Annotated in this window: 26 protein-coding genes; 11 read left to right on the top strand and 15 right to left on the bottom strand. The window is 64.2% G+C overall.

Going from position 1 to position 25,281, the window contains the following annotated elements; genetic code table 11:
• The first annotated feature begins 87 nt into the window (after positions 1-87).
• Positions 88-1,161: a phosphoribosylformylglycinamidine cyclo-ligase gene (gene purM / locus JQ566_RS06550; protein ID WP_212371122.1), complete on the top strand. Its 1,074-nt coding sequence runs from the start codon at positions 88-90 to the stop codon at positions 1,159-1,161.
• Positions 1,161-1,814 carry a phosphoribosylglycinamide formyltransferase gene (purN, locus tag JQ566_RS06555; protein ID WP_212371125.1) on the top strand — a complete coding sequence of 218 codons (654 nt, stop codon included), beginning with the start codon at positions 1,161-1,163 and terminating at the stop codon, positions 1,812-1,814. Before purM ends, purN begins: the two co-directional genes overlap by 1 nt.
• 12 nt (positions 1,815-1,826) lie before the next feature.
• On the opposite strand, the gene JQ566_RS06560 is transcribed toward purN, so the two are convergent.
• The 4 genes from JQ566_RS06560 to JQ566_RS06575 form a co-directional block, all read right to left on the bottom strand.
• Positions 1,827-2,168, bottom strand: coding sequence for a DUF6678 family protein (locus JQ566_RS06560; protein WP_212371127.1), 342 nt, complete (start codon positions 2,166-2,168; stop codon positions 1,827-1,829).
• 7 nt (positions 2,169-2,175) lie between these two features.
• Positions 2,176-2,592 (bottom strand): type II toxin-antitoxin system VapC family toxin, encoded by a 417-nt coding sequence (locus JQ566_RS06565; protein WP_212371129.1) that lies wholly within the window; start codon positions 2,590-2,592, stop codon positions 2,176-2,178.
• A complete protein-coding gene (locus tag JQ566_RS06570; RefSeq protein ID WP_212371131.1) occupies positions 2,589-2,891 on the bottom strand; it encodes a hypothetical protein in 303 nt (100 codons plus the stop codon). The genes JQ566_RS06565 and JQ566_RS06570 overlap by 4 nt, the downstream gene beginning before the upstream one ends.
• A 136-nt stretch (positions 2,892-3,027) precedes the next feature.
• A complete protein-coding gene (locus JQ566_RS06575; protein ID WP_027576280.1) occupies positions 3,028-3,234 on the bottom strand; it encodes a cold-shock protein in 207 nt (68 codons plus the stop codon).
• 378 nt (positions 3,235-3,612) lie between these two features.
• Here JQ566_RS06575 and JQ566_RS06580 point away from each other — a divergent pair, with 378 nt between their 5' ends.
• Positions 3,613-4,776, top strand: coding sequence for an autotransporter outer membrane beta-barrel domain-containing protein (locus tag JQ566_RS06580; protein WP_212371133.1), 1,164 nt, complete (start codon positions 3,613-3,615; stop codon positions 4,774-4,776).
• 233 nt (positions 4,777-5,009) lie between these two features.
• Here the strand turns inward: JQ566_RS06580 and JQ566_RS06585 are convergent, their stop codons facing one another.
• Positions 5,010-6,050 carry a LysR family transcriptional regulator gene (locus tag JQ566_RS06585; protein WP_212371135.1) on the bottom strand — a complete coding sequence of 347 codons (1,041 nt, stop codon included), beginning with the start codon at positions 6,048-6,050 and terminating at the stop codon, positions 5,010-5,012.
• Positions 6,051-6,121: 71 nt separating this feature from the next.
• On the opposite strand from JQ566_RS06585, the gene JQ566_RS06590 reads away from it, so the two are divergent.
• From JQ566_RS06590 to JQ566_RS06610, 5 genes are all read left to right on the top strand, one after another.
• Entirely contained in the window at positions 6,122-6,739 is a 618-nt protein-coding gene (locus JQ566_RS06590) for a hypothetical protein (RefSeq protein WP_212371136.1), read from the top strand.
• Positions 6,726-7,346 (top strand): GNAT family N-acetyltransferase, encoded by a 621-nt coding sequence (locus JQ566_RS06595; RefSeq protein WP_091892890.1) that lies wholly within the window; start codon positions 6,726-6,728, stop codon positions 7,344-7,346. Before JQ566_RS06590 ends, JQ566_RS06595 begins: the two co-directional genes overlap by 14 nt.
• Positions 7,347-7,371: 25 nt before the next feature.
• Entirely contained in the window at positions 7,372-7,935 is a 564-nt protein-coding gene (locus tag JQ566_RS06600; RefSeq protein WP_212371137.1) for an isochorismatase family protein, read from the top strand.
• A 29-nt stretch (positions 7,936-7,964) separates the two neighbouring features.
• Positions 7,965-8,135, top strand: coding sequence for a hypothetical protein (locus JQ566_RS06605; RefSeq protein WP_212371138.1), 171 nt, complete (start codon positions 7,965-7,967; stop codon positions 8,133-8,135).
• 191 nt (positions 8,136-8,326) lie between these two features.
• Positions 8,327-9,709, top strand: coding sequence for an aspartate aminotransferase family protein (locus JQ566_RS06610; RefSeq protein ID WP_212371139.1), 1,383 nt, complete (start codon positions 8,327-8,329; stop codon positions 9,707-9,709).
• A gap of 248 nt (positions 9,710-9,957) precedes the next feature.
• On the opposite strand, the gene rnd is transcribed toward JQ566_RS06610, so the two are convergent.
• Positions 9,958-11,106 carry a ribonuclease D gene (rnd, locus tag JQ566_RS06615; protein WP_212371140.1) on the bottom strand — a complete coding sequence of 383 codons (1,149 nt, stop codon included), beginning with the start codon at positions 11,104-11,106 and terminating at the stop codon, positions 9,958-9,960.
• A 351-nt stretch (positions 11,107-11,457) separates the two neighbouring features.
• Entirely contained in the window at positions 11,458-12,357 is a 900-nt protein-coding gene (locus JQ566_RS06620; RefSeq protein WP_212371142.1) for a LysR family transcriptional regulator, read from the bottom strand.
• Between the two features lie 103 nt (positions 12,358-12,460).
• Between JQ566_RS06620 and JQ566_RS06625 the strand changes: the two genes are divergently transcribed.
• Complete coding sequence (locus tag JQ566_RS06625; protein WP_212371144.1) at positions 12,461-13,450, top strand: zinc-dependent alcohol dehydrogenase family protein; 990 nt, start codon at positions 12,461-12,463, stop codon at positions 13,448-13,450.
• Between the two features lie 184 nt (positions 13,451-13,634).
• Here the strand turns inward: JQ566_RS06625 and JQ566_RS06630 are convergent, their stop codons facing one another.
• From JQ566_RS06630 to JQ566_RS06645, 4 genes are read right to left on the bottom strand one after another with little or no spacing between them, the layout of a single operon-like run.
• Positions 13,635-14,969 carry an ABC transporter substrate-binding protein gene (locus tag JQ566_RS06630; protein ID WP_212371146.1) on the bottom strand — a complete coding sequence of 445 codons (1,335 nt, stop codon included), beginning with the start codon at positions 14,967-14,969 and terminating at the stop codon, positions 13,635-13,637.
• Between the two features lie 11 nt (positions 14,970-14,980).
• Positions 14,981-15,850 carry a carbohydrate ABC transporter permease gene (locus JQ566_RS06635; RefSeq protein WP_212371148.1) on the bottom strand — a complete coding sequence of 290 codons (870 nt, stop codon included), beginning with the start codon at positions 15,848-15,850 and terminating at the stop codon, positions 14,981-14,983.
• Complete coding sequence (locus JQ566_RS06640) at positions 15,847-16,797, bottom strand: carbohydrate ABC transporter permease (RefSeq protein WP_212371149.1); 951 nt, start codon at positions 16,795-16,797, stop codon at positions 15,847-15,849. The genes JQ566_RS06635 and JQ566_RS06640 overlap by 4 nt, the downstream gene beginning before the upstream one ends.
• Positions 16,794-17,651 carry a phosphodiesterase gene (locus JQ566_RS06645; protein WP_212371151.1) on the bottom strand — a complete coding sequence of 286 codons (858 nt, stop codon included), beginning with the start codon at positions 17,649-17,651 and terminating at the stop codon, positions 16,794-16,796. The genes JQ566_RS06640 and JQ566_RS06645 overlap by 4 nt, the downstream gene beginning before the upstream one ends.
• Positions 17,652-17,902: 251 nt before the next feature.
• Here JQ566_RS06645 and JQ566_RS06650 point away from each other — a divergent pair, with 251 nt between their 5' ends.
• Entirely contained in the window at positions 17,903-18,910 is a 1,008-nt protein-coding gene (locus JQ566_RS06650; protein WP_212371153.1) for a M23 family metallopeptidase, read from the top strand.
• A 5-nt stretch (positions 18,911-18,915) separates the two neighbouring features.
• Here JQ566_RS06650 and JQ566_RS06655 read toward each other — a convergent pair whose 3' ends face one another.
• Genes JQ566_RS06655 through JQ566_RS06665 form a run of 3 tightly spaced genes read right to left on the bottom strand, consistent with a single transcriptional unit; the run spans position 18,916 to position 21,094 of the window.
• The gene (locus JQ566_RS06655; RefSeq protein ID WP_212371155.1) at positions 18,916-19,167 is read right to left on the bottom strand and encodes a hypothetical protein; all 252 of its coding nucleotides are present in this window, start codon (positions 19,165-19,167) and stop codon (positions 18,916-18,918) included.
• Positions 19,164-19,598, bottom strand: coding sequence for a hypothetical protein (locus tag JQ566_RS06660; RefSeq protein WP_212371156.1), 435 nt, complete (start codon positions 19,596-19,598; stop codon positions 19,164-19,166). Before JQ566_RS06660 ends, JQ566_RS06655 begins: the two co-directional genes overlap by 4 nt.
• A gap of 23 nt (positions 19,599-19,621) precedes the next feature.
• Positions 19,622-21,094 carry a protein adenylyltransferase SelO gene (locus JQ566_RS06665; RefSeq protein WP_212371159.1) on the bottom strand — a complete coding sequence of 491 codons (1,473 nt, stop codon included), beginning with the start codon at positions 21,092-21,094 and terminating at the stop codon, positions 19,622-19,624.
• 209 nt (positions 21,095-21,303) lie between these two features.
• On the opposite strand from JQ566_RS06665, the gene aspS reads away from it, so the two are divergent.
• Positions 21,304-23,076 (top strand): aspartate--tRNA ligase, encoded by a 1,773-nt coding sequence (gene aspS / locus JQ566_RS06670; RefSeq protein WP_212371161.1) that lies wholly within the window; start codon positions 21,304-21,306, stop codon positions 23,074-23,076.
• Between the two features lie 163 nt (positions 23,077-23,239).
• On the opposite strand, the gene JQ566_RS06675 is transcribed toward aspS, so the two are convergent.
• The gene (locus JQ566_RS06675) at positions 23,240-25,207 is read right to left on the bottom strand and encodes a hypothetical protein (protein WP_212371163.1); all 1,968 of its coding nucleotides are present in this window, start codon (positions 25,205-25,207) and stop codon (positions 23,240-23,242) included.
• Positions 25,208-25,281 lie beyond the last annotated feature (74 nt).

Raw genomic sequence — 25,281 nt, forward strand, 5'->3', positions numbered from 1 at the left:
TACATAGTATAGGCAGGAGCGCCATGCGAGCCATTGCGCGTCCCCGGAATTCGACGTAACCAGCCGCAAACCCACTGGAAATCGGGCATGACCGACCGCAAAAACGGCCTCACCTACGCCGATTCAGGCGTCGATATCGACGCGGGCAACCGCCTGGTCGACCTGATCAAGCCGATGGTGCGCGCCACCGCGCGGCCGGGCGCCGATGCCGAAATCGGCGGCTTCGGCGGCCTGTTCGACCTCAAGGCGGCCGGTTTCGAGGACCCTGTCCTGGTTGCCGCCACCGACGGCGTCGGAACCAAGGTGAAGATCGCGATCGAGACCGGCCTGCACGGCGGGATCGGCATCGACCTCGTCGCCATGAGTGTCAACGACCTCGTGGTGCAGGGCGCCGAGCCACTGTTTTTCCTGGATTATTTCGCCTGCGGCAAGCTCGACCCCGACGCCACCGCCGCGATCGTCGCCGGCGTTGCGGAGGGCTGCCGCGAATCCGGCTGCGCCCTGATCGGCGGCGAGACCGCTGAGATGCCTGGTCTCTACAGGGACGGCGACTATGATCTCGGCGGCTTTGCCGTCGGCGCCGCCGAGCGCGGTACATTGTTGCCGCGCAAGGATATCGCCGCGGGCGACGCCGTGATTGGCCTCGCCTCGTCGGGCGTGCACTCCAACGGCTTCTCGCTGGTGCGCAAGATCGTGGAACAATCCGGCCTCGGCTTCGCGGCGCCGGCGCCGTTTGCCCCGGTGATGACGCTGGGCGGCGCGCTGCTGACGCCGACGAAGCTCTACGTCAAATCCTGCCTGCGCGCGATCCGCGAGACCGGCGCGGTGAAGGGGCTCGCCCACATCACCGGCGGCGGTTTCACCGACAACATCCCGCGCGTCCTGCCCAAGCATCTCGGCGTCGGCATCGACCTCGCCCGCCTGCCGGTGCTGCCGGTGTTCAAATGGCTGGCGGCGCAGGCCGGCATCGCCGAGCTCGAGATGCTGCGCACCTTCAACTGCGGCATCGGCATGATCGCAATCGTCGAGCCTGACAAGGTCGACAAGGTGATCGAGGTGTTCACCGACGCCGGCGAGATCGTGGCGCAGCTCGGCACCGTGATCCCGGCCGAGGGCGAGCACCGCGTCGTCTATGACGGCCACCTCGATCTGGCGCTGTGATGAAGCGCCGCGTCGCCATCCTGATCTCCGGTCGCGGCTCCAACATGGCCGCGCTGATCAAGGCTGCCAGCGCGCCGGATTTCCCGGCGGAGATATCGCTCGTCATCTCGAACAAGGCCGATGCGCTCGGGCTCGAACGGGCCGAAGCGAGCGGCGTCAACACGCTGGTGATCGAGAGCAAGCCGTTCGGCAAGGACCGCGCCGGCTTCGAGAAGGTGCTGCAGGCAGCGCTCGACCGGCATGGCATCGAGCTGATCTGCCTCGGCGGCTTCATGCGCCTGTTCACGGCCGAGTTCACCAAGGCCTGGTACGGGCGGATGCTCAACATCCATCCCTCGCTGCTGCCGTCGTTCCCCGGCCTCGACCCGCACGGCCAGGCCCTGCGCGCCGGCGTCAAGCTGTCCGGTGCCACGGTGCATTTCGTCATCCCCGAGACCGATGCCGGCCCGATCGTGATGCAGGGCGCGGTGCCCGTCGGCGATCACGACACGGCGGACACGTTGTCCGAGCGCATCCTCGAAGTCGAGCACCGCATCTATCCCGAAGCGCTGCGGCTGCTCGCGACCGGCAAGGTCCGCATCGAGGGTGACGTCTGCAGGACGACGGGAAGCGCAGCGTCGGAAAATTTTCTGGTTGCGCCGGTGGTGGGCTGAGCCACCCCAGACTTACTCGATGTAACCTGCTGCCTCGCCATCGCGGACATATCCGTAGACGCGGAAACCCGCGGTCGTTTGCTCTCCAGCAAACCGGATGCGGCGTAGGATTGTGCGGAAGAACTCGCGCTGATGCGCCGTCTCGGTAGCCAATTCAGCCCATTCCATCCAATCCCATCCGCCGCTGGTCCAGTGATAGACCCATTCGCTATCCCACTGGCTCACGCTTCCGGTTTCCAGGTTCTTGCAGCGAAATCGAGGTCGACAGGGCGGGGCAGGATCGAGCACGGCCTCCCGCAGTTCGCGCCACTTGGTGTTATTGGCAACAGAGAAATATTCCGACCGCTGAATCATCTATCGCTCACGACGAGGCAAACGGATCGAGCAGAGCTACTCCGGTCGATTCAAGATCGGCGATGTTGCGCGTCACCAGTGTCAGGCCGTGGACCTTGGCTGTGGCGGCGAGCAGACTATCAACGAGCGGCAGCGGATTAGGAATTCCAAGAAGGGCCCAAGTCTCGGCAACGGTCTCATCGATGGGAAGAACCCGATCAGCGAGTCGGGTCCTCATTTGCGAAAACCATCGGTCGAGAGACTTCGCCTGGAGCGGATCACTTCGCCTTTTCAATTCGATGCCTCGGCGAATTTCGGCCAGAACCAACACGCTGGTTCCGATATGTTCGGCCGGCGTCTGATTAACCCAACGAACGACATTTGGGTCGGCGCGCTCGCGCTTGCGTATTTCGGAAATGACGTTGGTGTCGAGGAGAAATCTCACAAATCGACCTCGCGCCAGCCATCACGCCGCGGCTGATCAAACACACCGTCGAAGGCTTCATCGGGAAGCTCGGATCCGAAGACGTCGAAGGCTGTCTTGACGTCGGGATTGAGGAGGGCGTTGGCGAGCGTTGATCGGAGTACCGCTGCTCGCTCCGGTTCGTCGCGCAGGGTTTCGGCCAATGCACGGATAAGGCTCGCGTCGTTCTTAGCGGCCTGGACTTCAACGCGCACCAAACCACGCGCCGCAGCACGGCGACGATGGGTACGGGTGGCCTTTCGCTGAGATTTGGTTGCCACGGTTCATCTCGATACAAATTTCCGGTAATATAACCGGAAATTGCCATCGAGGCAATCGCAAGATCGTCGCCCCAAACAAAATCCCCCGGCAGAGCCGGGGGCAACGTCATGATCTCTCGCGTTCAGTTGAGAGACATCAGGAGACCTTGAGGTTCTCCGCGGATGATTTGCCGCGGTTCTCCACGAGGTCGAATTCAACCACCTGGTTCTCGTTGAGGGTGGAGAGTCCGGCACGCTCGACGGCGGAGATGTGGACGAACACGTCCTTGTCGCTGCCGTTCGGCTTGATGAACCCATAGCCCTTGGTCGGGTTGAACCATTTGACGGTGCCCTTTTGCGGCATCGCTCGTCTCCTCCACTAGATATAAAAAAGACGCGGCCGCTTTTCGCGTGCCACGCCACAAACGGGCTTCCGGAAGTCTGTTCGAGTCTTGAGGGTCAATGTCGCGAAACGCACAGCACAGCGGCCAATTCCGATTGTGACCGATATTGCAGCATGAAAATCGCGCGCTAGCAAGCTGCGCGCGGATTTCAAGGCCGGACCAGGTGTCTTCAAGCGCAATTTGCGACCTGTGGCAGCGGAACCACAATCGGTGCAATAGCCTCGGCCGTCATGCGCCAACCGGTTGACCCCTCGTGGCAGTTCGGCCCAAATCGCCGCAAGCGCCGCAGACCGTGTTGCATTTTTGCGCGCCGCCACCTTGCTTCGGGATTCATCGTCATGCGCTGCGCCGCGCAGCTCTCCGGGATACGGCAGACGATCGGGCTGGACCGCGTCCGCCGGATCGCGGCTGCGCTTGCCATGGCGTTTGCGCTGGTCGTGATGATGGCGGCAGCGACGCCCAGCTTCGCGCAAAGCCCGACGCCCACGCCCACGCCGACCCCGACGCCTACGCCGTCACCGACCCCGATCCCGTCGCCGACCTCGACGAATTACGATCAGTCAGCCGGCAGCAGCACACTCAATCTCGGCTCGGGCTTCCTGGAGCGGCTCGGCAACCAGGCATCCGGCGGCGTCAACCGGGCGTTCCGCACCAATCCCGGCGGCGGCGGCGCGCCGGCGAGCACGGAAGATCCGCGCTACCGCACCTGGTTCGAGGGCTATGGCCTCTCGGTCCGGACAGATGCGCAAGGAGACTTTGTCGGCGACAAGCGCAAGACCTTTGGCGGCGTCGCCGGTTTCGGCGCGCGGCTCGCGCCCGGCGTCAACGTCGGATTCTCCGTGGACCAGAGCCACACCGACATCGACGTGCCGCTGGCGCTGCAGTCCGCAACGCTCGATCTCACCCAGCTCGGCTTCAGCGGCTCGGTCGACAAGGGCCCCTGGACCTGGGCCTTTGCCGTGGTGCACGGCTTCGGCAAGGTCCGTTCCAGCCGCGACACCGGCCTTGGCCTTGCGACCGCGGGCTACCGCGCCGCCGTCGACGGCGCGCTGACCGAGATCAGCTATTACTGGACCAAGGACCAGATGCGCATCGTGCCCAAGGGCGCGCTGGAATATGTGCGCGCCACCAGCGCCGCGTTCCAGGAGTCCGGCGGGCTCGACCCGCTCAACGTCGGCTCGACGGCGCTCTCGCGCGCGCGCATCATGGTCGGGGCCGAGATCGGCCGCTACTTCATCATCGAGCAGAAGATTCTGGACCTGTCAGCCTACGGCAAGTTCGTCGACAATTTCCACCAGGACCTGGGGTCCATCCAGGTCAGCCTGGGCGCCCAGAACATCATTGTCCCCGGCATCGGCGAGAGCCGTTACGGCATGGATGCCGGTGGCTCGGCTTCGCTCAGCCTGACCAACGTGGCACGGCTTTACGTCAATTACGACGGCAAGTTCCGCAACGAGCTCACCTCGCACCAGGGCACGGTCGGCTTCGAATACAAATGGTGAGCTGACGCTCGCTTGCGGCCATAGCTCCACGCTCGGTCGTCGTCCCGGACAAGCGTAGCTCTCGACAACGCGTAGCGTTGTCTAGAGCGAAGCGCCGATCCGGGACCCATAGCCACAGGCCGTCGTTTGGCGAAGACTTGTGGTTATCAGCTCGCCGCTACAACTGCTCCCTGGGGCTATGGGTCCCGGATCTGCGCGCGCTTGAGGCGCGCTTGTCCGGGATGACAGCGGAGTTAGGTCGGCGTCGTCGCCACATAGCCCGTCAAGCCAAAGCCCTCGCGCGCCGCCGTCATCATCGGCACCAGCGCGTTCGGATGGATGAACTCGTCGCGGAAGCAGGGATAGGTCCTGGCATCGAAGATCTTCTTCAGCCAGTCGACCACGATCTTGTGTCGCTCGGAGGTGCGGAACTCCTTGTGATAGGTGAGCCAGAGATCGGCGTGGTGGCTGACGCCGAGATCGACGGCAACGAGCGGCGCACCGAGCGCGATCGACACCGTCGGCAGGAAGCCGATGCCGGCGCCGCGCTCCACCGCATAGAGCACTCCGACCGAGGAGTTGGTCTTGATCCCGACGATACCTTCCAGCGATTGCAATCCGAGCACGCGGGCATAGGCGCCGTCGTCGACCTGCGGCGCGCTCTGCTTGATGATGCGGTGGTTATTCAATTCGGCGACCGTTGCCGGTACGCCGTAGAGGCTTTCGTACTCCTTGGACACGAAGGGATAGATATGGAGGCGGCCGAGCTTGGCGACGATCAGGTCGGGATTGGTCGGCGGCTCGAGCTGGATCGCGATATCGGATTCGAGCCGCGCGACGTCGGCCTGCTCCATCGCGCAGCGAAGGTCGACGGTGATCTTGCGGTAGGTCTTCTGGAAATCGATCAGTCGCGGCAGGATCCAGAAATTGCCGGGGCCTTCCGTCACCGCGACGCGCACGGTGCCTGAGGTGTCGTTCGACGATCGCGAGGCGCGGCGGAAGACGTTGAAGGCATGACGCTCCATATGCGTGACGTCGGCAATCATCGCGGTGCCTTCATCGCTGAGCGTGAGCCCGCTCTGGTCGCGCAGGAACAGCTTGCACCCGATGCTCTCTTCGAGCCGGTCGATGCGGCGCATCAGGGTGGTGGAGGTGAGCCCGAGCTCCTCGGCGGCATTACGAAAACTTTTATATTTTGCGCACGCTAAAAACAGCTTCAAATCATCCCAGGACGCGCCCAGGGCTTCTTCACGGTGCTGCATGATCGCAGCACCCCGGTGCAATAACTGCTGCATACTCCTGATCCCCAACCGCTAAGCTCATCGTCATAGCGGGGCATGAAAGCCTCGAACGATAGAGGCGTGATATGAGTATGGAAAGGGGCTCGTTTGCCGCAAGGCATGATTTCGATGCCTTGCCGCTGAGCCCGGATGTCGACGTCCGCTGTGCGCAATTTTCCGAAATTGCGGCGCTTTCGGAGATGGCGCACCGGCTGGTGCCGGGCGTGGAGATCGGCGCAGCGGGCCTTGCAAGATACTTCACTCTCGATCCTCAGAGTATTCTGACGTTCAGCCGGAAAGGCAAGCTCGTCGGCGGCATGGCCTTCCTGTTCCTCAATGACCGCGGCCACGATGCGCTGCTGCTCGACGAGATCTGCCTCACCGCGCCCGAGATGCGTTATCTCGCATCGGCGAACGAAGACGTCGCCGCCATCTACATCTGGGCGATCGCGGCGACGGGCCGCGGCATCGCCGGTCTCGGCAAGGCCGCGGCTCATTTGCGGCAGATAAGGTTTCGCGGCGCGGATTGCTATGCGCAACCGTCAACGGTGGCCGGACGCGACATCATGAAGGCGACAGGCTTTGCACCCGTCCCGAGCTTCCAGCCCGACCTTTGGTGCTACGAGCGCCCCTGGCATCGGCAGCCGATGCGCATGCCAGGCGCGATCATCCAAGCAAGGAGTTTTGCAGATGCACGGCACTAGGATTCCTCTCGCCAAGCCCGACTCCCGCGCCATCACCATCCGCCTCGCGCGCGATCCCAGCGATCTCATGCTGGTGACCGCCATCCGCTCGGCGGTCTATCTTGCCGAGCAGGATTGTCCGTTCGAGGAGGAGTTCGACGGCAACGACATGGTCGCGGCGCATTTCATCGGCTTCGTCGGCAACGAGCCTGCGGGCTGTCTGCGGGTGCGCTTCTTCGGCGATTTCGCCAAGGTGGAGCGGCTTGCGGTGCGTCACCAATATCGGCGCTCGCGCGTCTCCTTCAAGCTGGTGCAGGCCAGTGTCGATTATGTGAAGCGCAAGGGTTTTCGCAAGATCTACGGCCAGGCGCAGGATCGGCTGGTCGATTTCTGGGCCCATTTCGGCGCCAAGCCGCTCGGTCACAACCGCAAGATCACCTTCTCCGATTTCTCCTACACGGAGATGCTGCTGGAGATCGAGCCGGGCCCGGACGCCATCACGCTGGACAGCGATCCCTATGTCATCATCCGTCCGGAGGGCGATTGGGACCGGCCTGGCGTGCTCGATGCCTCGGCGGGGCGGGCGGTGACCTCACCGCTGCGGGACCTCGCACTCGCCGACCGCTGAAACGGGTGCAGCTGCGCGCAACAAAATGCTGGCTTCCATCCACGATGATCCGCCGATCCTGGTCTGTGCGGATCTTCAGGTCGAGTACCTGACCCCCGGCCGCCGCCACGTCATCCTCGACGGCGATGCGGCGACGGCGCGCTGCCTGGAACTCCTGACGCTGTGGCGCGGCAATCTGTGGCCGGTGATGCATCTGAAGCGCATCGCGCAGGCGGCCTGGTTCAATCCGGCATCCAGGCTGACCGATTGGATCGCGGAGACCAAGCCGCGGCCGGGAGAGATGACGTTCGAGCACCCGCTGCCGTCCGCCTACAGCTCGTCGCGGTTTGTGGACTATATGTCCAGTATCCGCACCACGCGCTGCATTCTGATCGGCTTTTCCCTGGACGAGACCATCCTGGCCACCGCCGTCGATGGGTTTCACCGCAGCCATCGCTACCAGGTGGTCACTGATGCCGTCGCGTGCCGGCAGCCGGGCACCGACGATGCCGCCGCCTACAGGCATGCGGTAGTGAATGTCATCGGGAATTTTGCTACAATTCAATCTAGCGCCGAACTGATCAGGACCAGCGGCGCCGTTGCGGTGTAGACGGCCGCGACTGGTGGATGGGGTGACAATTGTCGCGGGGAGACGAGCTCAGGGAGCTGGCGAGCGATCTGTCGCGTGCCGCCGAGAAGGCGCGCAGGCTTGGGCTGCCCACGACAGTTTATTTGCTCTCGATGGCGCTGGTGGAGGTGAGGGAGGCCGTTGCCGCCACCGACGATGGCGACGACGATGGCGCAGCGTGAGGACTGCCCCACTGCGGTCCTGTCATGTGCGGCTTTGTGCAATGCTGCTGAGCGCTTGCTGCCGACACATTGACGTTGCAAGTTCTGCGTTGTCGCAATAGCCAAGTATCTTGAGCCAAGCCAAGTATCTCGATCATCGAGTGATGACGCCGGCGGCGCCGGTGCCGTGACGCTTTCAAGGATCTCCGCAAATGTCCATGCTGCCGAATTCGCAAGAGGCCCGGGATGTGGCCTATCAGCTCCATCCCTACACCAACGCGCGCACGCATCAGCAGGCAGGTCCCCTTGTGATCGAGCGCGGCGAGGGGCCTTATGTCTTCGACGCGGCGGGCAAGCGCTATTTCGAAGCGATGGCCGGCCTGTGGAGCGTCGGGCTCGGCTTCAACGAGAAACGGCTGGTCGAGGCGGCGCACAAGCAGATGCAGGCGTTGCCGTTCTACCACACGTTCTCCGCCAAATCGCATGGGCCCTCGATCGACCTCGCCGAGAAACTGGTCGCGCTCGCGCCTGTCACGATGAGCAAGGTGTTCTTCACCAATTCCGGCTCGGAAGCGAACGACACGGTGTTGAAGCTGATCGCCTATCGCTCCAACGCGCTCGGTCAGCCCCAGCGCAAGAAGGTGATCAGCCGCCTGCGCGCCTATCACGGCGTCACCATCGCGTCGGCTAGCCTCACCGGGCTGCCAAACAACCATCGCTCGTTCGACCTGCCGCTGCCGAACATTCTGCACACGGGCTCGCCGCACTTCTACAAGGACGGTGCCCCCGGCGAGAGCGAGGAAGCCTTCGCGAGCCGCCGCGCCGAGGAGCTCGACGCCCTGATCCAGAAGGAAGGGCCGGATACGATCGCGGCCTTCTTCGGTGAGCCGGTGATGGGGGCGGGCGGCGTCGTCGTTCCGCCGGCGACCTATTGGGACAAGATCCAGAAGGTCCTGAAGAAGTACGACATCCTGCTGGTCGCCGACGAGGTGATCTGCGGCTTCGGCCGCACCGGCAAGATGTTCGGCTGCGACACCTATGGCATCAAGCCCGACGCGATGGTGGTCTCCAAGCAGATCACATCGAGCTATTTCCCGCTGTCGGCGGTCATCCTGAACGATCGCATGTTCGAGCCGATCGCCGACGAGAGCAACAAGATCGGCGTGCTCGGCCACGGTTTCACCGCGGGCGGCCATCCCGTCGGCGCGGCGATCGCGCTCGAGAACCTCAAGATCATCGAGGAGCGCGGCCTGGTCGCACATGCCGCCGAGCTCGGCGCCTACATGCAGGGCCGCTTACGTGAGCTCGCGAGCCACCCGCTGGTCGGTGAGGTCCGCGGCGTCGGCATGATCGCAGCCCTCGAGCTCGTGCTCGACAAGGGGCGCAAGACCGCAGCGGCAACGCCCGGCGCTATCGGCGGCATCGCCAGCCGCATGCTCCAGGAGCGCGGCGTGATCTCGCGCAACATGCTCGACGCCATCGCCATCTGCCCGCCGCTGATCACGACCAAGGCCCAGATCGACGAACTGGTGGACGCGATCTCAGGCGTGCTGAACGACATGAAGGGCGAAGTGGCGAAGCTGACGCCGGCGTAGTTGCGCGGCTTATCTCTATCGCCGTCACCCCCCGCGCAACGGCAGAGCCGTTGTCGCTCGGGGTGGCCGCTTCTTCAGCGGCCCTCGAAGGGCGACGGCCCGGCTGCGGCAGCGGGGCGCTCATCCTTCGAGGCTCCCCGTGCAGGGCCTTGCGCTGCACGCCTCGCACCTCCAGCGACAACGGCTTCGCCGTTGCGCGGGGATGACGATCTGGCAATTGGGTCGCGTTGGCAGCTGGCGGCTAAGCCCTACGCCCGCTGCACCCCGATCACGCGGCCCTTCTCGATGGCCAGCGCCAGCTCGCCGCGCTTGAGCTTCAGCGCGGCGTCGCCGAACAGCTCGCGGCGCCAGCCACGCAAGGCGGGCACGTCGGCCGCATCGTCCGCGGCGATCTCTTCGAGGTCGTCGACGGTCGCGATCACCTTGCTTGCGACCGCGTGGCGCTCGGCGGTCATCCGGAGCAGCACCTTGAGCAGCTCGACGATGGCCGCGCCGTTGGAGTTGTTGCGCGGTTTCTCCAGCTTCGGCAGCGTCGAAAAATCCCGCGCCAGCCCGCGCTCGACCGCGGCGACGATGTCTGCGCCCCATTTGGATTTCTCGAACCCCTTCGGCACCGAGCGCAGATGGGCGAGCTTTTCCAGCGAGTTCGGCGCATGCGTTGCGATATCGCTGATGGCTTCGTCCCGCAGCACGCGACCGCGCGGCACGTCGCGGCTCTGCGCCTCCTGCTCGCGCCAGGCCGCGACCTCCATCAGCACCGCGAGGTCCTTGGGTTTGCGCACCCGCGTCTTCAGCCGCTCCCAGGCGCGCTCGGGGTGGAAATCATAGGTGCGGGGCGAGGTCAGGACTTCCATTTCGATGGAGACCCATTCGCTGCGGCGGCGCTTCTTCAGGTCGGCGTCGAGCGCCGCGAACACGTCGCGCAAATGGGTGACGTCGGAGACCGCGTAGTGCATCTGCTCCTTGGTCAGCGGGCGGCGCGACCAGTCGGTAAAGCGGTGGGTCTTGTCCGGGCGGTGGCCGGTGACCTTCTCGACCAGCGCGTCGTAGGCGATGCTGTCGCCGTAGCCGAGCACCATCGCGGCAACCTGGGTGTCGAACACCGGATGCGGGATGATGCCAGCCTGGTGCCAGATGATCTCGATGTCCTGGCGGGCGGCGTGAAACACCTTCAGCACGCCCTCGTTGCCCATCAGCTCGAAGAACGGTTTGAGATCGATGCCCTCGGCCAGGGCGTCGATGACCACGGCTTCCTCGGCGCTGGCCATCTGCACCACGCATAGCAGCGGGTAATAGGTGGTTTCGCGCAGAAACTCGGTATCGACTGTTATGACGGGGTGCTTGGCCAGCCGGCTGCAGGCAGCCGCGAGGTCAGCGGTGGTGGTAATCAAATCCATGAACGGCCCATGACACTTGACATCAGCCGTTCTGCCGAAAGTGCTGTGATGTCAAGGGGCTCTAAGCGAATTCGAGCCTTGCATCGGGCCGGAATCGTCTCTTTCCGACCAAATTCCTATTCGTAACGGATCCGGTGCGAGGATTTGCGGGCGCAGGGCAGCGCCACCACGACCACGCACATGGCGACCAAGGCCAGTCCCAGGAACTCGAAAACCAACAGATCCACGGCGAAATCTCCGAAAACATTGATAGATTTGTCGGGGGTGCGTTGAGGGTCTGTTAATTCTCGTGGTTACCGGCCGTGTCGGCCGCCGGATGGTGGACGGGGAGTTAATGCGGCAAGGTCACCGTCACGTCATCAGCTTCGGCAGGGCCGCCGCCAGGGTGTCCACGGCGGTGCGGACCTTTGGCGGCAGCCGGGGCGAACGGGGCCACAGCGCGTGGCAGTCGTAGAGAAATTCAGGCTGGCCGGCGAAGAGGTTGACCAGCGCACCGGTGTTGAGGCGTTCGCGAACCAGCCAGTAGGGCAGCCAGGCGAGACCCATGCCTTGCGCGGCGGCATCGGCGATCGCCTCGAGGTCGTCGAGCCTCAGCCTGCCCAAGGGCATGATTGCGCGCGGAAGCTCCCCTTGCTGCGGAAACAGCCACGGCCTGACGCGCCCTGAGCGACGATAGATGATCGCCTGATGCGCGGAGAGGTCGTCGAGCGATCTCGGCTTGCCGTTAATGCGCAAATACGAGCGCGCGCCGCATACCACCATGCGCTGGCTCGCGATGCGCCGCGCGATCAGACCGGACTGGTCGTCGAGACCGCCGGTCCGGATCGCGAGATCATAGCCGGCTTCGATGATGTCAGCGATCGGATCGCCGAAGGAGAGGTCGAGCTCGAGATGCGGATATTTCCTCGCGAGTTTCATCAGCAACGGAGCGATGCAGTGCCGTCCCAGCAGGGCCGGCATGGTCACGCGCAACCTGCCGCGCGGCTCGGAGAACTCGTCGGGCACGACGGCGTCGGCGGCTTCCGCCTCGGCGAGTACCGTGCGGCAGCGCTCGTAATAGGCCTGGCCTGCCTCGGTCAGGCTCTGGCGCCGCGTGGTGCGGTTGAGCAGGCGGACCCCGAGGCGGTCTTCAAGGAAACGCACGTGCTTGCCGACCATTGGCCCCGACATCTCCAGGGCGTCGGCCGCGGCTGCGAACGAGCCGAGATCGACTGCCTTGACGAACACGGCCATGCTGGTCAGGCGGTCCATGATTGAAAACTCCTGGTTTCGACTGTTCGCTTGTGTGCGCGATTTATCCGCTTCCGCGGCGCCGGCATAGCTCCATTCAGTTCGACTGTTTTGGAGTGTATCCATGGCCCGCGCCGTTCGCTTTCATCAACATGGCGGCCCCGAAGTGCTGCGGATCGAGACTGTCGACGTTCCGCCGCCGACAACGGGCGAGGTGCAGATCCGGGTCAGGGCACTCGGTCTCAACCGTGCCGAGGCCCTGTTGCGAAGGGGGAGCTATATCGAGAGCGCGACATTTCCGTCCGGGCTGGGTCTGGAGGCGGCAGGCGTCGTCGAAGCGGTTGGGAATGATGTGACCAGCTTTGTGCGAGGCGATATCGTGAGCATCGCCCCGCCGCTGTCGATGGTGCGATGGCCGGCCTATGCCGAGCTTGCGACGTTTCCGGCCGAACTCATCGTGAAGCATCCGCCGGAGCTCGGCTTTGAGGCAGCCGCAGCAGTGTGGATGCAGTATCTGACGGCTTATGGCGCGCTGGTTGACATCGCCGGCCTTGGACGAGGCGACGTCGTCGCCATCACGGCGGCCTCAAGCAGCGTCGGGCTCGCGGCGATCCAGATCGCGAACCGGATCGGCGCTGTCCCGGTCGCCCTGACGCGGACCTCGATCAAGCGGCGGGCCCTGCTCGATGCCGGAGCCGCCCACGTTGTTGCCTCGGACGAGGAGCTTGTCGGAGCGCGACTGTTGGAGATCGCCGGTTCGAAGGGCGTCCGCTTGGTATTTGACGCCGTCGGCGGTCCCGCATTCGAGCCACTGACCGCGGCGATGTCGCCGGGCGGGATCCTGATCGAGTATGGCGGCCTGAGCCCCGAGCCGACGCCATTCCCGCTCTTCAACGTACTTGGCAAGAGCCTGACGCTGCGCGGCTACCTCGTGCACGAGATCATCCGCGATCCCGCGCGTCTTGCGAAGGCGAAGGCGTTCATTCTCGACGGGTTGTCGGATGGCACATTGAAGCCGATCATCGCCAGGACGTTCCGCTTCGAGGACATCGTCGAGGCGCATCGCTTTCTGGAGTCCAACGTGCAGTTCGGCAAGATCGTGGTGACGATCTGAGGAGCCGTAGAGTGATAGCCGAAGGCGTAACCCACCAACGCCTGCTTCAGTTTCGTAGGGTGGGCAAAGCGAAGCGTGCCCACCATCGCTCAACAGAGTTGAGACGGAGAAGGTGGGCACGGCGCTGTGCGCCTTTGCCCACCCTACGAGATTCGCGTACTTGGCTCGAAGCCGCAAAGCCCCCTTACGGCAGCTTTAGCGACGTCTCCGCATTGTACGGCTTCAGCGTCTCGTCGGCGGCCTTCTGGGCTGCGGCGAGGGCTTCCTTCGGCTGCTTCTTGCCGTTGAGGACCAGCATCACCTCGTCCTCGAGGTTCTTGCGGACCGGGACGGTCTTGTAGGTCGCAAACCACGGCTTTGCGACGTCGAGCTGCTCGACGGCGGTCTTGGCGTCCGGGTTCTTGTTCAGGAAGTCGACCATCTCGGGCGTCTTGTAGGCGGCCATGTTGGGCGCGAAATAGCCGGTGGCGCGGCTCCACCAGCCGCTCTTCTCGGGCGAGGTCATCCACTTGATCAGCGTCCAGGCGGCCTTCTGCTTGTCGGCCTCGAGCCCTGCCGGCATGATCAGCGAGGCGCCGCCGATCGGCACGGCGTTGCGGACGTTGCGCGGGATGAAGGCGACCTTGTAGGCGAACTTGGCGTTGTCGCGCACATAGGTGAGCGAGCCCGTCGACAGCATCATCATCGCGGCGTTGCCTGATATGAACGAGGTGCTGACGGCCGGGCCGGGCGTGGCGCCGGGCGTGTGGACCTTGTGCTTGTAGATGAGGTCGTTCCACCAGGTGAGCGCGCCCAGCATCGAAGGCGTGTCGTAATAGACCTCGCCGCCGAACTCCTCGTTGTAGTAGCGCCCGCCATTGCTCATGGTGAGCGTTTCCATCATCCAGCCGCAATAGTCGTAGGCACAGGGGATCGCGATGCCCCATTGGGTGACCTTGTCGCCGTCGCGCTTGGTGAGCTTCTTGGCCCAGTCGGTGAGCTCGGCCCAGGTCTGCGGCGGCTTGCTCGGATCGAGGCCGGCTTCCTTGGCCTTGTCGGCGTTGATGTAGAGCAGCGGCGTCGAATTGTGGAACGGCACGCCGTAGACCGAGCGGCTGATCACGGCATTGCCCTGCAGCGCCGGGAAGAACTGGCCGAGGAACTGCTCCTTGGTGGAGCCGTCGGCCTTGATCAGCGCATCGAGATTGGTGAGCTCGTTCTCGATCTGCATGTCGAGCAGGAAGTTCGCCGACATGATCACGGCGGCCGGCGGCTTGCCGGCCTTGATCGCGGCGCGCGTCTTGATCAGCGTGTCGTCGTAGGAGCCGGTGTAGACCGCGGTCGCCTTGACGCCGGAATGGGTCTCGTTGAACTCCTTGATCAAGGCGCCCATGTCGCGGGCGAGCTTGCCGTCGACGGGGACGGGGAAGAACAGGTCGACCTCGGTCGGCCCTTCGCCGGCGAGAGCCGGGAAGGCGAGGGCGCCTGCCATAGTGCCAGCCATGGCGAGGCCGAGCATGAGCCTGCGGGAGAACAGCATCGGAAAATCTCCTATTTGATGCCTGAGGTGACGAAAGAGCTGATGAAGCGTTTCTGGAAGATCAGGAAGACGACGAGCAGCGGCGCGATCACCATCAGCGTGCCCGCGGCGATGGTGCCCCAGGCCTGCGTGCCTTCGGCAGTCTTGGTGAAGACGGAGAGGCCGACAGTGAGCGGCCGCTTGTCCGGCGAGTTGATTACCATCAGCGGCCACAGGAAGTCGTTCCAGTGGCTGGTCACGGAAATGATGGCGAAGGCCGAGAAGCTCGGCATCGACAGCGGCACGTAGATGTGGCGGATGCGCTGGAAGAGGCTGGCGCCGTCGATCAGGGCTGCGTCTTCCAGCTCGGTCGGGATCGCCTCGAACGCCTGGCGCATCAGGAAGGTACCGAAGGCCGAGGCGAAGAACGGCATCATCACGCCGGCGAGCGTGTCGTAGAGGCCGAGCTGCGCCACCAGCGACAGGTTCGGCACGATCAGCAGCACCGGCACCAGCATCAGCTGCATCAGGAACAAATAGAAGATCAGCGTCTTGCCGGCGAAGTCCAGGCGCGCGAAGGCAAAGCCTGCCAGCGTGATCGTGACGAACTGCACCAAGAGGATGCCGGCGCAGATGATCGTGGTGTTGATCGTGTAGCGCGGGAAATCACCGATCTCCCAGGCGTCCCTGACATTGTCGAGCGTGGGTTTGAGGCTCGGCATCAGCTCGGCCATGGCGTTGATGCCGTCGGAGGCCGGGCGCAGCGTCGCGACGACCATCCACAGGAACGGGATCAGCCAGACGATCGCGAGCAGCACGGTCAGCGCAAAGCCGAGCTTGGGCGTGATCTCGCCCCTTGTGGCGAGCGGTGCGTCTTTCCACAGCGCATCGATCAGCTTCATGGCCCGCCCTCGCGGTTCGCCATGGTGCGGAAGGAGAGCGCGGTGAGGCCCATCAGCGCGGCGAGCGTCAGCAGCGTCGCGGCCGAGGCTTTGCCGATGTCGTAATGCTCCACCGCCTGCTGGTAGATGTAGAACAGCACGAGGTTGGTCGAATTGGACGGCCCGCCCTGGGTCATGACGAAGACGTGGTCGACCTGCGTCACCGCGTTGAGGATTGCGATGACGGTGACGAACAGGAAGGTGGGCTTGAGCTCCGGCAGGATGATGTGGCGCAGGCGCTGATACGGGCCGGCGCCGTCGAGATGCGCGGCCTCCATCACGTCCTCGGGCACGGCCTGGAGACCGGCGAGGAAGAACAGCATGTAGTAGCCGGCGTTCTTCCAGATCGTGATGATCATGATCGCGTAGAGCGCGATGTCGGGGTCGCCGAGCCAGTTCGGCAACACCGGGAGCAGGCGGCCGATGTAATAGTCGAGCAGGCCGACATTGGGCAGGAAGATGAACAGGAACAGCGCGGAGGCCGCGACCATCGGGATCAGCACCGGCAGGAACAGCGCGGCGCGAAGCGCGCTGTTCACGGCGTGGGTGCGTGACAGCGCCAGCGCGAACAACAGCGCAAGGCCGATGCTCGGCACCGCCGTGCCGACGGCGTAGATCAAATTGTTGATGACGGCGCCGGTGAAGGCGGGGTCGGCCAGCACCGCGCTGATGTTGTCGAGGCCGACGAAACGCACCGGTGCCTTCGGTGTGGCACGCTGATAGAGCGCATCGACGAGCACGCGCCCCATCGCGCCATAGGTGAACAGCGCGAGGAAGACCAGCGACGGCAACAGCAGCAGATAGGCCGGCAGCGAGGCTTTGAAACGGACGATAAGGCGTTTCAGGACATCCGGCCGCGCCGCCGCGGAGGTCGCGACCGGGAGAGCCGCGGGTTCGGCGAGACTCATCTCATCGCGCCGGGAAAATTGAGCGCATAGTCGCGGCCGTTCATTCCCGCGGGCGGTTCGAAGGGGAAGCGCAGACTTTGGTCGAGGAAATCGTGGCTGTGCACCACGAGATTGTCCTCGTCGATCAGCACGACGCCATAGGCCGGCGGCTCGTGGCTGGCGAGGTGCTCGGTGGCGGCAGCGTCGAGCTCGAACCAGACCTGGTGGTTGGTGCCGCGCAGCGTCGAGAACGGGATCTTGCCGTAGCTGCCGAAGATCGGCCGGTGCACATGGCCGAAGAACAAATGGCGGATGCGCGCGCGATAGGGCGCAATCACTTCCGCGAATTCGGCGCTCTGCTTCAGCCCGATCTCGTCCATGGCGTGGACGCCGACCGGGAAGGGCGGATGGTGCATGAACACGACGAATTGCTGGTCGGCCGGCGCGGCAGCCAGCGTGCTCGCCAGCCAGCCGAGGCGCCTTTCGCACATCTCACCGGCGTGGCTGGTCTCGTCCAGCGTGTCCAGGAAGACGAACAGGCCGTGCTCGGTGGTGCGCGTGCCCTGCACGAAGCCGTTGGCATCGCGCGGCGCGGCTTTCAGCGCGTCGAGGCAGGTGACGCGGCGGTCGTGATTGCCGACCATGGCGATGTACGGAATCTTCAGCGCCGCCATCGCCTCGGCAAAATTGGCGTAGGATTCAGCCTCGCCCCAATGGGTGAGGTCGCCGGTCACGACTGCAAACGCAGCATCGGACTGGTGCTTGTTGATGTCGGCGATCGCCGCATCCAGCCGGGCGCGCGGATCGAGGCCATAGAGCTTCAGTCCCGGGTTCGCGAGATGCGTGTCGGTGAGATGGATGAATTTGAAGGGCATGGCGCGCTGTGTCGGGACCGTTGGAGGATGGACGTCTCCGGCAAGACGACCCTGACAGGCGGTTAGAGCGCGTATGTTTCAGTTTGATGACAGCGGTTCCAGTGGCGTGCTGAAGATGTGGACACGCCTCCGAGGGCAGATGCGACGGGGACGGCGCCTCACGATTGCGCTGCAGTGGAGGGGCTACCTTGCCGTGAAGATGCGGTCATGGTTTGCTGGGTCCAAGCCTCATTGCATCACGAGTTTCCCGAATGCCGCCGCGTGTCTTCCGCAAGCTGGGATTGCTTGCTGTCTCCGTCCTGCTTGCCGTGCTGAGCACCGTCCCGCGTGCGACCGCCGCCGAGTTCAACTTCGCCCGCTACAAGGAGACCGATCTCGATGAATTCCTGGCGCGGCGGCGGCCCGCAAGCGGCCTCGACGTCGTTCCCATGCTTCCGCTGAAGCTCGACGTCACGCTCGCCTCTTACGGTAAGCCTTGCGAGGTTTTTGCGCTCAAGCAATCCATGCTCATGGGCGGCATATCCAAACAAGATATTGATGCTTTGCAGGTCTCGAGTTGTATCCGCGTGCGGTCGGCCAAGGGGCGGGAGCTCGATGTCTACATTCAGGATGTCGTCAGCGGCTTTCTCCCGAATGAAGTGCCCATCGGGAGCAAGCTGTCGCTCTATGCGATCCACGTCTACACCACGCCGCAAGAGTCGGGACTGCTGGTCAACGAATTCCTGACCCCGCGCAGCTTTCCGCGCGCCGACAAGCCGGCGGACAGGGCGATGACGTCCTGCGGATGCTGGACCCAGGACGAGCATCCCGGCGTCGATTTCGCCGCCGACAAGCCGGGCGCCCCGGTGGCGGCGATGGCGGACGGCGTCGTCGTCAAGATCGAGACCAGCGAGCAGGCGCCGGCCGATTTGCCCGGGATCGGCGGCTGCGGCCGCTATGTCGTGCTCAAGCATACCTATCCCAATGGCGGCATCGTCTACACCCGCTACGTCCAGCTCGGCCGCATCATTGGGCCGAAGGGCGAGCCGCTCGCGGTGGGCGCGACCGTCAAGGCGAAGGATACGATCGGCGAGATCGGCCCAAACAAGGTGCTGCATTTCGAGCTTCGCCCCGTCGCGCCCGGCAACACGACGACGGACAAGGTGTGGGCCGAGCGCTACGGCAAGATGCCGGACATGGAGTGGTCACGCTACGAGACCGTCGATCCCGAGAAGTTCGACGTGGCATCGTTCGGCGGCGTGAGGAAGGCGACGAAGTAGGGGGGCTAACGATTGACCGTGCGCAAGCGCTCGATCTCGGCGATCAGTCTTGGAATATCCTGTCGCGCGTGGGCGATGAATTCTTGGTCGGCGAGTGTCGCGCCGGTGAGGTAGATGTCTTCGCCTTCGGTTTGTATAAAGTCTGGACCGCTGATTTTATCGCGCTTCTCGATGAAGGATTTCCACGGACCGGCGGTAGCCTGTTCGCATCGCGCTTTGATCGCCTCGATCTCGTCGTTGGTGAGCGGACCATTCATTTCAGCCGCTCTGCGTTGCCGGCTTGATCTCGCTTCGCGAAATAGTCGGCCCAATGTCGGATCCAATCGAGCGCACGGGCTTTGTCGATCGGGGCGATCCAGTCAACATCCGCGCGGGACAGCTGGAAAGCTTCCAGTACTTCGTCGACAAACGGTTCGACATCGATCTCCGCGATATCCCGCGCATCAACCTCAACCACAGGGCCCTTTGAACCCAGGTGCTCGACTGCATGCGCGTGCTCGGTCAGAAGAAGGGCCCGCCCGGATTCCAGCCTTACGAACATCGAGGCGGCCCGACCGAGGCCGTCGTCGTCGTAGTGGATCAACGTAAAGCCGAAGCGTTCGGCGAGGTCCGCGATCCGAATTGCGAGGGTGCAGAGCTGCATTTCGGGGCCGCCGAACCGAAAGTCGTCTGGGAGTTGCGTGATCACGACGGCCCCTTTGAAGCTTTTCGCTACGTCCCGCAGAACGTCTGCAGCACCCGCTGGTCGGGCAGCGGTGGATCGGCGTAGGCGGCGTAGTCCGGCTGGTCCTCGAACGGTTTTGCCAGCACCTTCACCAGCTCCTCGAACGGCGCGTAATTGTCGTCGTTGACGGCGGCCTGGATCACGGCCTCGACGCGGTGGTTGCGCGGGATGAAGATCGGATTGACGGCGTGCATGGCGGCCCGCCGCTCGGCCGCGCCTTGCTGCTCCAGCGCGATGCGCGCGCGCCAGCGCTTGGCCCACTCGTCGAACGCTGCGGGCTCCATGAACTGGGCGCGCACGTCGGCAGCGTCATCGGCCGCAGCGTCGCCCAGCTTGCGGAAGGTGAGGGTGAAGTCGGCCTGGTTCTTGGCCATGGCGTCGAGCAGGTCCTGGATCAGCGCCTCGTCGCCGTCGCGCTCCGTGAACAGGCCGACCTTCTTGCGCAGGCCGGCCTGATAGGCGGCGCTGAACGTGTCGGAGAAGGCGCCGAGAATGTCCTGGGCTTCCGCGACCGCCTTCTCCTGCTCGTCCGAGAACAGCGGCAGCAGGCATTCGGCAAGGCGCGTCAGATTCCACAAGCCGATGCGCGGCTGGTTGGCATAGGCATAGCGGCCCATCTCGTCGATTGACGAAAACACCTGCGCGGGATTGTAGGCGTCCATGAAAGCACACGGGCCGTAATCGATGGTCTCGCCCGAGATGGAGCTGTTGTCGGTGTTCATCACGCCGTGGATGAAGCCGACCAGCAGCCAGCGCGCGATGAGCTCGGCCTGGCGTGCGACGACGGCGGCGAGCAGGGCGTGATAGGGCCGCTCCGCATAGAGCAGCTCCGGATAGTGGCGCGCGATGACGTGGTCGGCGAGCCGGCGGATCGCCTCGGTGTCGCGGCGGACGGCGAAGAACTGGAAGGTGCCGACGCGGATGTGGCTCGAGGCGATGCGGGTCAGCACCGCGCCCGGCAGGGCGGTCTCGCGGATGACATGCTCGCCGGTGACGACCGCAGCGAGCGAGCGCGTGGTCGGGATGCCCAGCGCATACATGGCTTCGCTGACGATGTATTCGCGCAAGACCGGCCCCAGCGCGGCGCGGCCGTCGCCGCGGCGGGAGAACGGGGTGGGGCCAGATCCCTTGAGCTGGATGTCGCGGCGGACGCCGTCTTTGTCGATGACCTCGCCGAGCAGGATGGCGCGGCCGTCGCCGAGCTGGGGAACAAACTGCCCGAACTGGTGGCCGGCATAGGCCATGGCGATGGGATCTGCCCCCGCGGGAACCGTCTTGCCGGCCAGGATCTCGGCGCCCTCCGGGGTCTCCAGGAGGTCCGGATCGAGCCCGAGCTGGATCGCCAGCGGCCGGTTCAGCTTGATCAGCCGGGGCGCGGCCACTGGTGTGGGCGCGACGCGGGCAAAGAAGCTGTCCGGCAGCGCCGAATAGGAGTTCTGGAAGGGGAAATGCACCGTCATGGCCTCAAGATAGGGCTGGAACGGCCATCGGCAAAGGCTCCCGCCCTGATAAGCCAAAAATGGGCGCTTCCAGCCTAAAACAGGCCGTTCCCTTGGTTGCCGCCTCGGGTTGCTGCTTTGGGCCTCGTCGGGTAAACCCTGCCGCAACTTCGGACCGGCCGTGATAGGCCGTCCGATTCGCTTCCTCCGACATTGATTTTGGGACGACCATGCATCGCTACCGGTCACATACATGCGGCGCGCTCCGCGAGAGCAACATCGGCGAGACCATCCGCCTCTCGGGCTGGGTCCATCGCGTTCGCGACCATGGCGGCGTGCTGTTCATCGACCTGCGCGACCATTACGGCCTGACCCAGTGCGTGGTCGACCCGGACTCGCCGGCGTTCTCGCTGGCCGAAAAGCTGCGCTCGGAATTCGTGGTCAAGATGGATGGCAAGGTCCGCCGCCGCCCCGAGGGCACCGACAATGACGATTTGCCGACCGGCAAGGTCGAGATCTATGTCAGCGAGATCGAGGTGCTGGGCCCGGCCGGCGACCTGCCGCTGCCTGTGTTCGGCGACCAGGAATATCCCGAGGACATCAGGCTCAAATATCGCTTCCTGGACCTGCGGCGCGAAAAACTGCACCAGAACATCATGACGCGCGTCGAGATCATCAAGTCGATGCGCCGGCGCATGGAGGGGCAGGGCTTCTTCGAGTTCAATACCCCGATCCTGACCGCGTCCTCGCCGGAAGGCGCGCGCGACTTCCTGGTGCCCTCGCGCATTCATCCCGGCAAGTTCTACGCGCTGCCGCAGGCGCCGCAGCAATACAAGCAGCTGCTGATGATGTCGGGCTTCGACCGCTACTTCCAGATCGCGCCCTGCTTCCGCGACGAGGACCCGCGCGCCGACCGTCTGCCCGGCGAGTTCTACCAGCTCGACGTCGAGATGAGTTTTGTCACGCAGGAAGACGTCTTTGCGGCCATGGAGCCGGTGATCACGGGCGTCTTTGAAGAATTCGCCAAGGGCAAGCCGGTGAGCAAGAACTGGCGCCGGATTCCGTTCGCGGAGGCGCTGCGCAAATACGGCAGCGACAAGCCTGATTTGCGCAACCCCATCGAGATGCAGGACGTCTCCGAGCACTTCCGCGGCTCCGGCTTCAAGGTGTTCGCGCGCATGCTCGAGGATCCCAAGAACCAGGTCTGGGCGATCCCGGCGACCGGTGGCGGCAGCCGCGCGTTCTGCGACCGCATGAACTCGTGGGCGCAGGGCGAGGGCCAGCCCGGCCTCGGCTACATCATGTGGCGCGAGGGCGGCGAGGGCGCAGGTCCCCTCGCGAACAACATCGGGCCTGAGCGCACTGCGGCGATCCGCGCGCAGCTCGGCGTCAAGGAAGGCGATGCCGCCTTCTTCGTCGCCGGCGATCCCGACAAGTTCTGGAAGTTCTCAGGTCTCGCCCGCAACAAGGTCGGCGAGGAGCTGAACCTCACCGACAAGGAGCGGTTTGAGCTCGCCTGGATCGTCGATTTCCCGATGTACGAGTACAACGAGGACGACAAGAAGGTCGACTTCTCGCACAACCCGTTCTCGATGCCGCAAGGCGGCCTGGAGGCGCTGAAGGGCCAGGATCCGCTGACCATCAAGGCGTTCCAGTACGACATCACCTGCAACGGCTACGAGATCGCCTCGGGCGGCATCCGCAACCATGTGCCGGAAGCCATGGTGAAGGCGTTCGAGATCGCAGGTTACGGCGAGCAGGAAGTGGTCGAGCGCTTCGGCGGCATGTACCGCGCCTTCCAGTACGGCGCCCCGCCGCATGGCGGCATGGCGGCCGGCGTCGATCGCATCGTGATGCTGCTCTGCGGCACCACGAACCTGCGCGAGATATCGCTGTTCCCGATGAACCAGCAGGCCATGGACCTCCTGATGGGCGCCCCGTCGGAAGCCACCACAAAACAGCTCCGCGAGCTGCATGTGCGGGTGAACCTGCCGCAGAAGTGAGTTTGGCGGTTTCTAGTCTCGTGCCCCGGACGCAGCGCAGCACGCGAGTGATGCGCTGCCGAGCCGGGGCCCATGTCGCGGCGAACAACGGCTTTCTGGGTTCCGGCTCTGCGCAGCAGCGTTACACGCTGCAGCGCGTCCGGGACACGAGACCGTCTCTTCCCTACAGCCCCGTCGATGCCTCGATCCGGAACTGCGCCAGCGCGCTCTCCGGGTCGGTTTGCAGAAGCTGGATCAATTGCATCAGTGGGGCCTTGGCGCGCGGCGTGACCTTGATGACGAGCGTCTGGCCCGGCGTCTCGACGAAGCTTGCGATCGCATCCACGGCCGTGCCCGCCTCGGGATTTGCGGCAGCGACTTCCGCGCGCTGCGCCCTCACGCTGTCGACGAGCGTCTGGCGCGCCGCGTCGCGGCTGACGTTTCGTCCCCGTGCATTCTGCGCCACCGCGGAATCGACGAAGCCTTTGTCGCGCACTGAGAGCTCGATGGTGCCAGCCTCAATTCGAGCGGACTGACTCATGAGCTGTGCTGGATCAGCGGAAAACACCTCGCGCGGCACGTTGCCGAGCGCGACGCGCAATTGCGCTCGCGCGATCCCTCCGACATCGAGGGTCGCTGGCTCCAGAACCAGGCTGTTGGACTGCTCGGTCCACCCCGCGCCGAGGTCGAGGTCGATCGCGAGGTTGTCGATCCCGGCGGCGATCAATGGAAGCTGCCTCGGATCGGATGGATCGATCGGCGTGACCAGTTTCGCGACGACGCGTGCCTTGCTCGGGATCGAGCCGATCAGCTGTCCCCAGTCCACGCTCAGCGTGTCGATCGTGACCAGCTTCTTCGTGGTCTTGTAGGGCGCCACCACGCCCTTGACCTCGGCGCCATCGAGCACGCTGAATAGGCCAAGCATTCGATCGAGCGAGGGTGGTTGACCGGGATTTGCGAGGCTCGCCGTCCAGCGCAGCAGGTTCGCCATCCTGAACGACCTGAGCGCAAAGCGCTCCACCTTGATCTGCCCCCGAGGCGTCGGCGCATCGAGGCCTTCCAGCGCGAATTCGTTCTGATCGTACTTGACGGCATTGAGCCGTGCCGTTCCTTGCGGCGTCTCGACCGTTTGTTTGCCGATTTCGGCCTTGCCAATCCGAAACCCGTCGAACAAGTCGGCCACCTTCTCGATCATATCGCGCGACTGCGCCGGCGTCGGGATCGAGCCGTCAGCCGGCATTAACGTCATGATTTCGGCCAGGCGGAATTTCGAAGGCCGGATCGCGATGTCGTCGATGGCGACATTGTCGATTTGTACACGAACGCCCGGCGCCATCGTCACCGCGTACGAATTGGCCGAGATGCGTCGATAGACCCTGTGGAAACCGTCGTCGCTCGACCCTTGCGGATCGAGCGCGGCCGTCACGGCGCTTGCGTCGAAATCGTAGGCGGCCAGACCGGACAGCTCGCCGGTCATTTTCGCGGGCTTGCCCGGCTGTGTCATGTCGAGCGTATAGGTGATGCGGTCCGTCTTCGCCGTTTCGATCTTGCCGCGATTGATGTTCTGGACCGCAAGTCCGGAATAGACGAAATCTCCGCTGCCGGCATTGCCGGGGCCCGCATCGACGGTCACCGCGACGGTCGGCACCACGATCGAGGACGCCGAGACAGTTGCGTATTGCGCGAGCATAAAGCGGTACATGTCGATGATCGAGCCGGACAGCGTAGCGCTGGCTGCACGGGTGGGACCGGAAAAGTCGCGAGCGGCGATCTGCGGGATCTTGTAGTTCGCTTTCAGCTTCGCTCGCTCGGTGTACGTGAAGGCGACCTCGACCCCTGAAACCTCAATGCTGTCGGCCGAGAAATGGGCTTCATCTGCCTGCCGTACACCGACGGCCGTGACCTTTGCGATCTTGACGTTGGCTAGCTCCGGCTGGGCAGGCTCGACATTGATGTTCTCGATCGTCAGCGTCCGGGTCGCGAACTCGAATCCGACCTTGCCATGGCTCGCCTTGCCGCCTTGCTTTCGGATCTGCTCGAAAGCCGCCTCGACCTCGGCGGTAGCGCGATGCTGGACGTAGAGATTGAAGCCAAACCATCCGCCCGCGCCGAGCACGGCTGCCACGATCAGGCCGATCAGGATTCGCTTCATTCCCCAGCTCCAGTTGCTCGTTTTGCGCCGCGCAACCTGCCATATTCGCGAAACGCCGCGCGGTCCAGGGAAAG

This window comes from Bradyrhizobium sp. SZCCT0231 (genome assembly GCF_018130245.1).
Classification (GTDB): domain Bacteria; phylum Pseudomonadota; class Alphaproteobacteria; order Rhizobiales; family Xanthobacteraceae; genus Bradyrhizobium; species Bradyrhizobium japonicum_F.

Coding starts and splice junctions, on each gene's coding strand:
- purM (WP_212371122.1), top strand. CDS start 88: ATGACCGACCGCAAAAACGGCCTCACCTACGCCGATTCAGGCGTCGAT.
- purN (WP_212371125.1), top strand. CDS start 1,161: ATGAAGCGCCGCGTCGCCATCCTGATCTCCGGTCGCGGCTCCAACATG.
- JQ566_RS06560 (WP_212371127.1), bottom strand. CDS start 2,168: ATGATTCAGCGGTCGGAATATTTCTCTGTTGCCAATAACACCAAGTGG.
- JQ566_RS06575 (WP_027576280.1), bottom strand. CDS start 3,234: ATGCCGCAAAAGGGCACCGTCAAATGGTTCAACCCGACCAAGGGCTAT.
- JQ566_RS06580 (WP_212371133.1), top strand. CDS start 3,613: ATGCGCTGCGCCGCGCAGCTCTCCGGGATACGGCAGACGATCGGGCTG.
- JQ566_RS06585 (WP_212371135.1), bottom strand. CDS start 6,050: ATGCAGCAGTTATTGCACCGGGGTGCTGCGATCATGCAGCACCGTGAA.
- JQ566_RS06590 (WP_212371136.1), top strand. CDS start 6,122: ATGAGTATGGAAAGGGGCTCGTTTGCCGCAAGGCATGATTTCGATGCC.
- JQ566_RS06595 (WP_091892890.1), top strand. CDS start 6,726: ATGCACGGCACTAGGATTCCTCTCGCCAAGCCCGACTCCCGCGCCATC.
- JQ566_RS06600 (WP_212371137.1), top strand. CDS start 7,372: ATGCTGGCTTCCATCCACGATGATCCGCCGATCCTGGTCTGTGCGGAT.
- JQ566_RS06610 (WP_212371139.1), top strand. CDS start 8,327: ATGTCCATGCTGCCGAATTCGCAAGAGGCCCGGGATGTGGCCTATCAG.
- rnd (WP_212371140.1), bottom strand. CDS start 11,106: ATGGATTTGATTACCACCACCGCTGACCTCGCGGCTGCCTGCAGCCGG.
- JQ566_RS06620 (WP_212371142.1), bottom strand. CDS start 12,357: ATGGACCGCCTGACCAGCATGGCCGTGTTCGTCAAGGCAGTCGATCTC.
- JQ566_RS06625 (WP_212371144.1), top strand. CDS start 12,461: ATGGCCCGCGCCGTTCGCTTTCATCAACATGGCGGCCCCGAAGTGCTG.
- JQ566_RS06630 (WP_212371146.1), bottom strand. CDS start 14,969: ATGCTGTTCTCCCGCAGGCTCATGCTCGGCCTCGCCATGGCTGGCACT.
- JQ566_RS06635 (WP_212371148.1), bottom strand. CDS start 15,850: ATGAAGCTGATCGATGCGCTGTGGAAAGACGCACCGCTCGCCACAAGG.
- JQ566_RS06640 (WP_212371149.1), bottom strand. CDS start 16,797: ATGAGTCTCGCCGAACCCGCGGCTCTCCCGGTCGCGACCTCCGCGGCG.
- JQ566_RS06645 (WP_212371151.1), bottom strand. CDS start 17,651: ATGCCCTTCAAATTCATCCATCTCACCGACACGCATCTCGCGAACCCG.
- JQ566_RS06650 (WP_212371153.1), top strand. CDS start 17,903: ATGCCGCCGCGTGTCTTCCGCAAGCTGGGATTGCTTGCTGTCTCCGTC.
- JQ566_RS06655 (WP_212371155.1), bottom strand. CDS start 19,167: ATGAATGGTCCGCTCACCAACGACGAGATCGAGGCGATCAAAGCGCGA.
- JQ566_RS06665 (WP_212371159.1), bottom strand. CDS start 21,094: ATGACGGTGCATTTCCCCTTCCAGAACTCCTATTCGGCGCTGCCGGAC.
- aspS (WP_212371161.1), top strand. CDS start 21,304: ATGCATCGCTACCGGTCACATACATGCGGCGCGCTCCGCGAGAGCAAC.
- JQ566_RS06675 (WP_212371163.1), bottom strand. CDS start 25,207: ATGAAGCGAATCCTGATCGGCCTGATCGTGGCAGCCGTGCTCGGCGCG.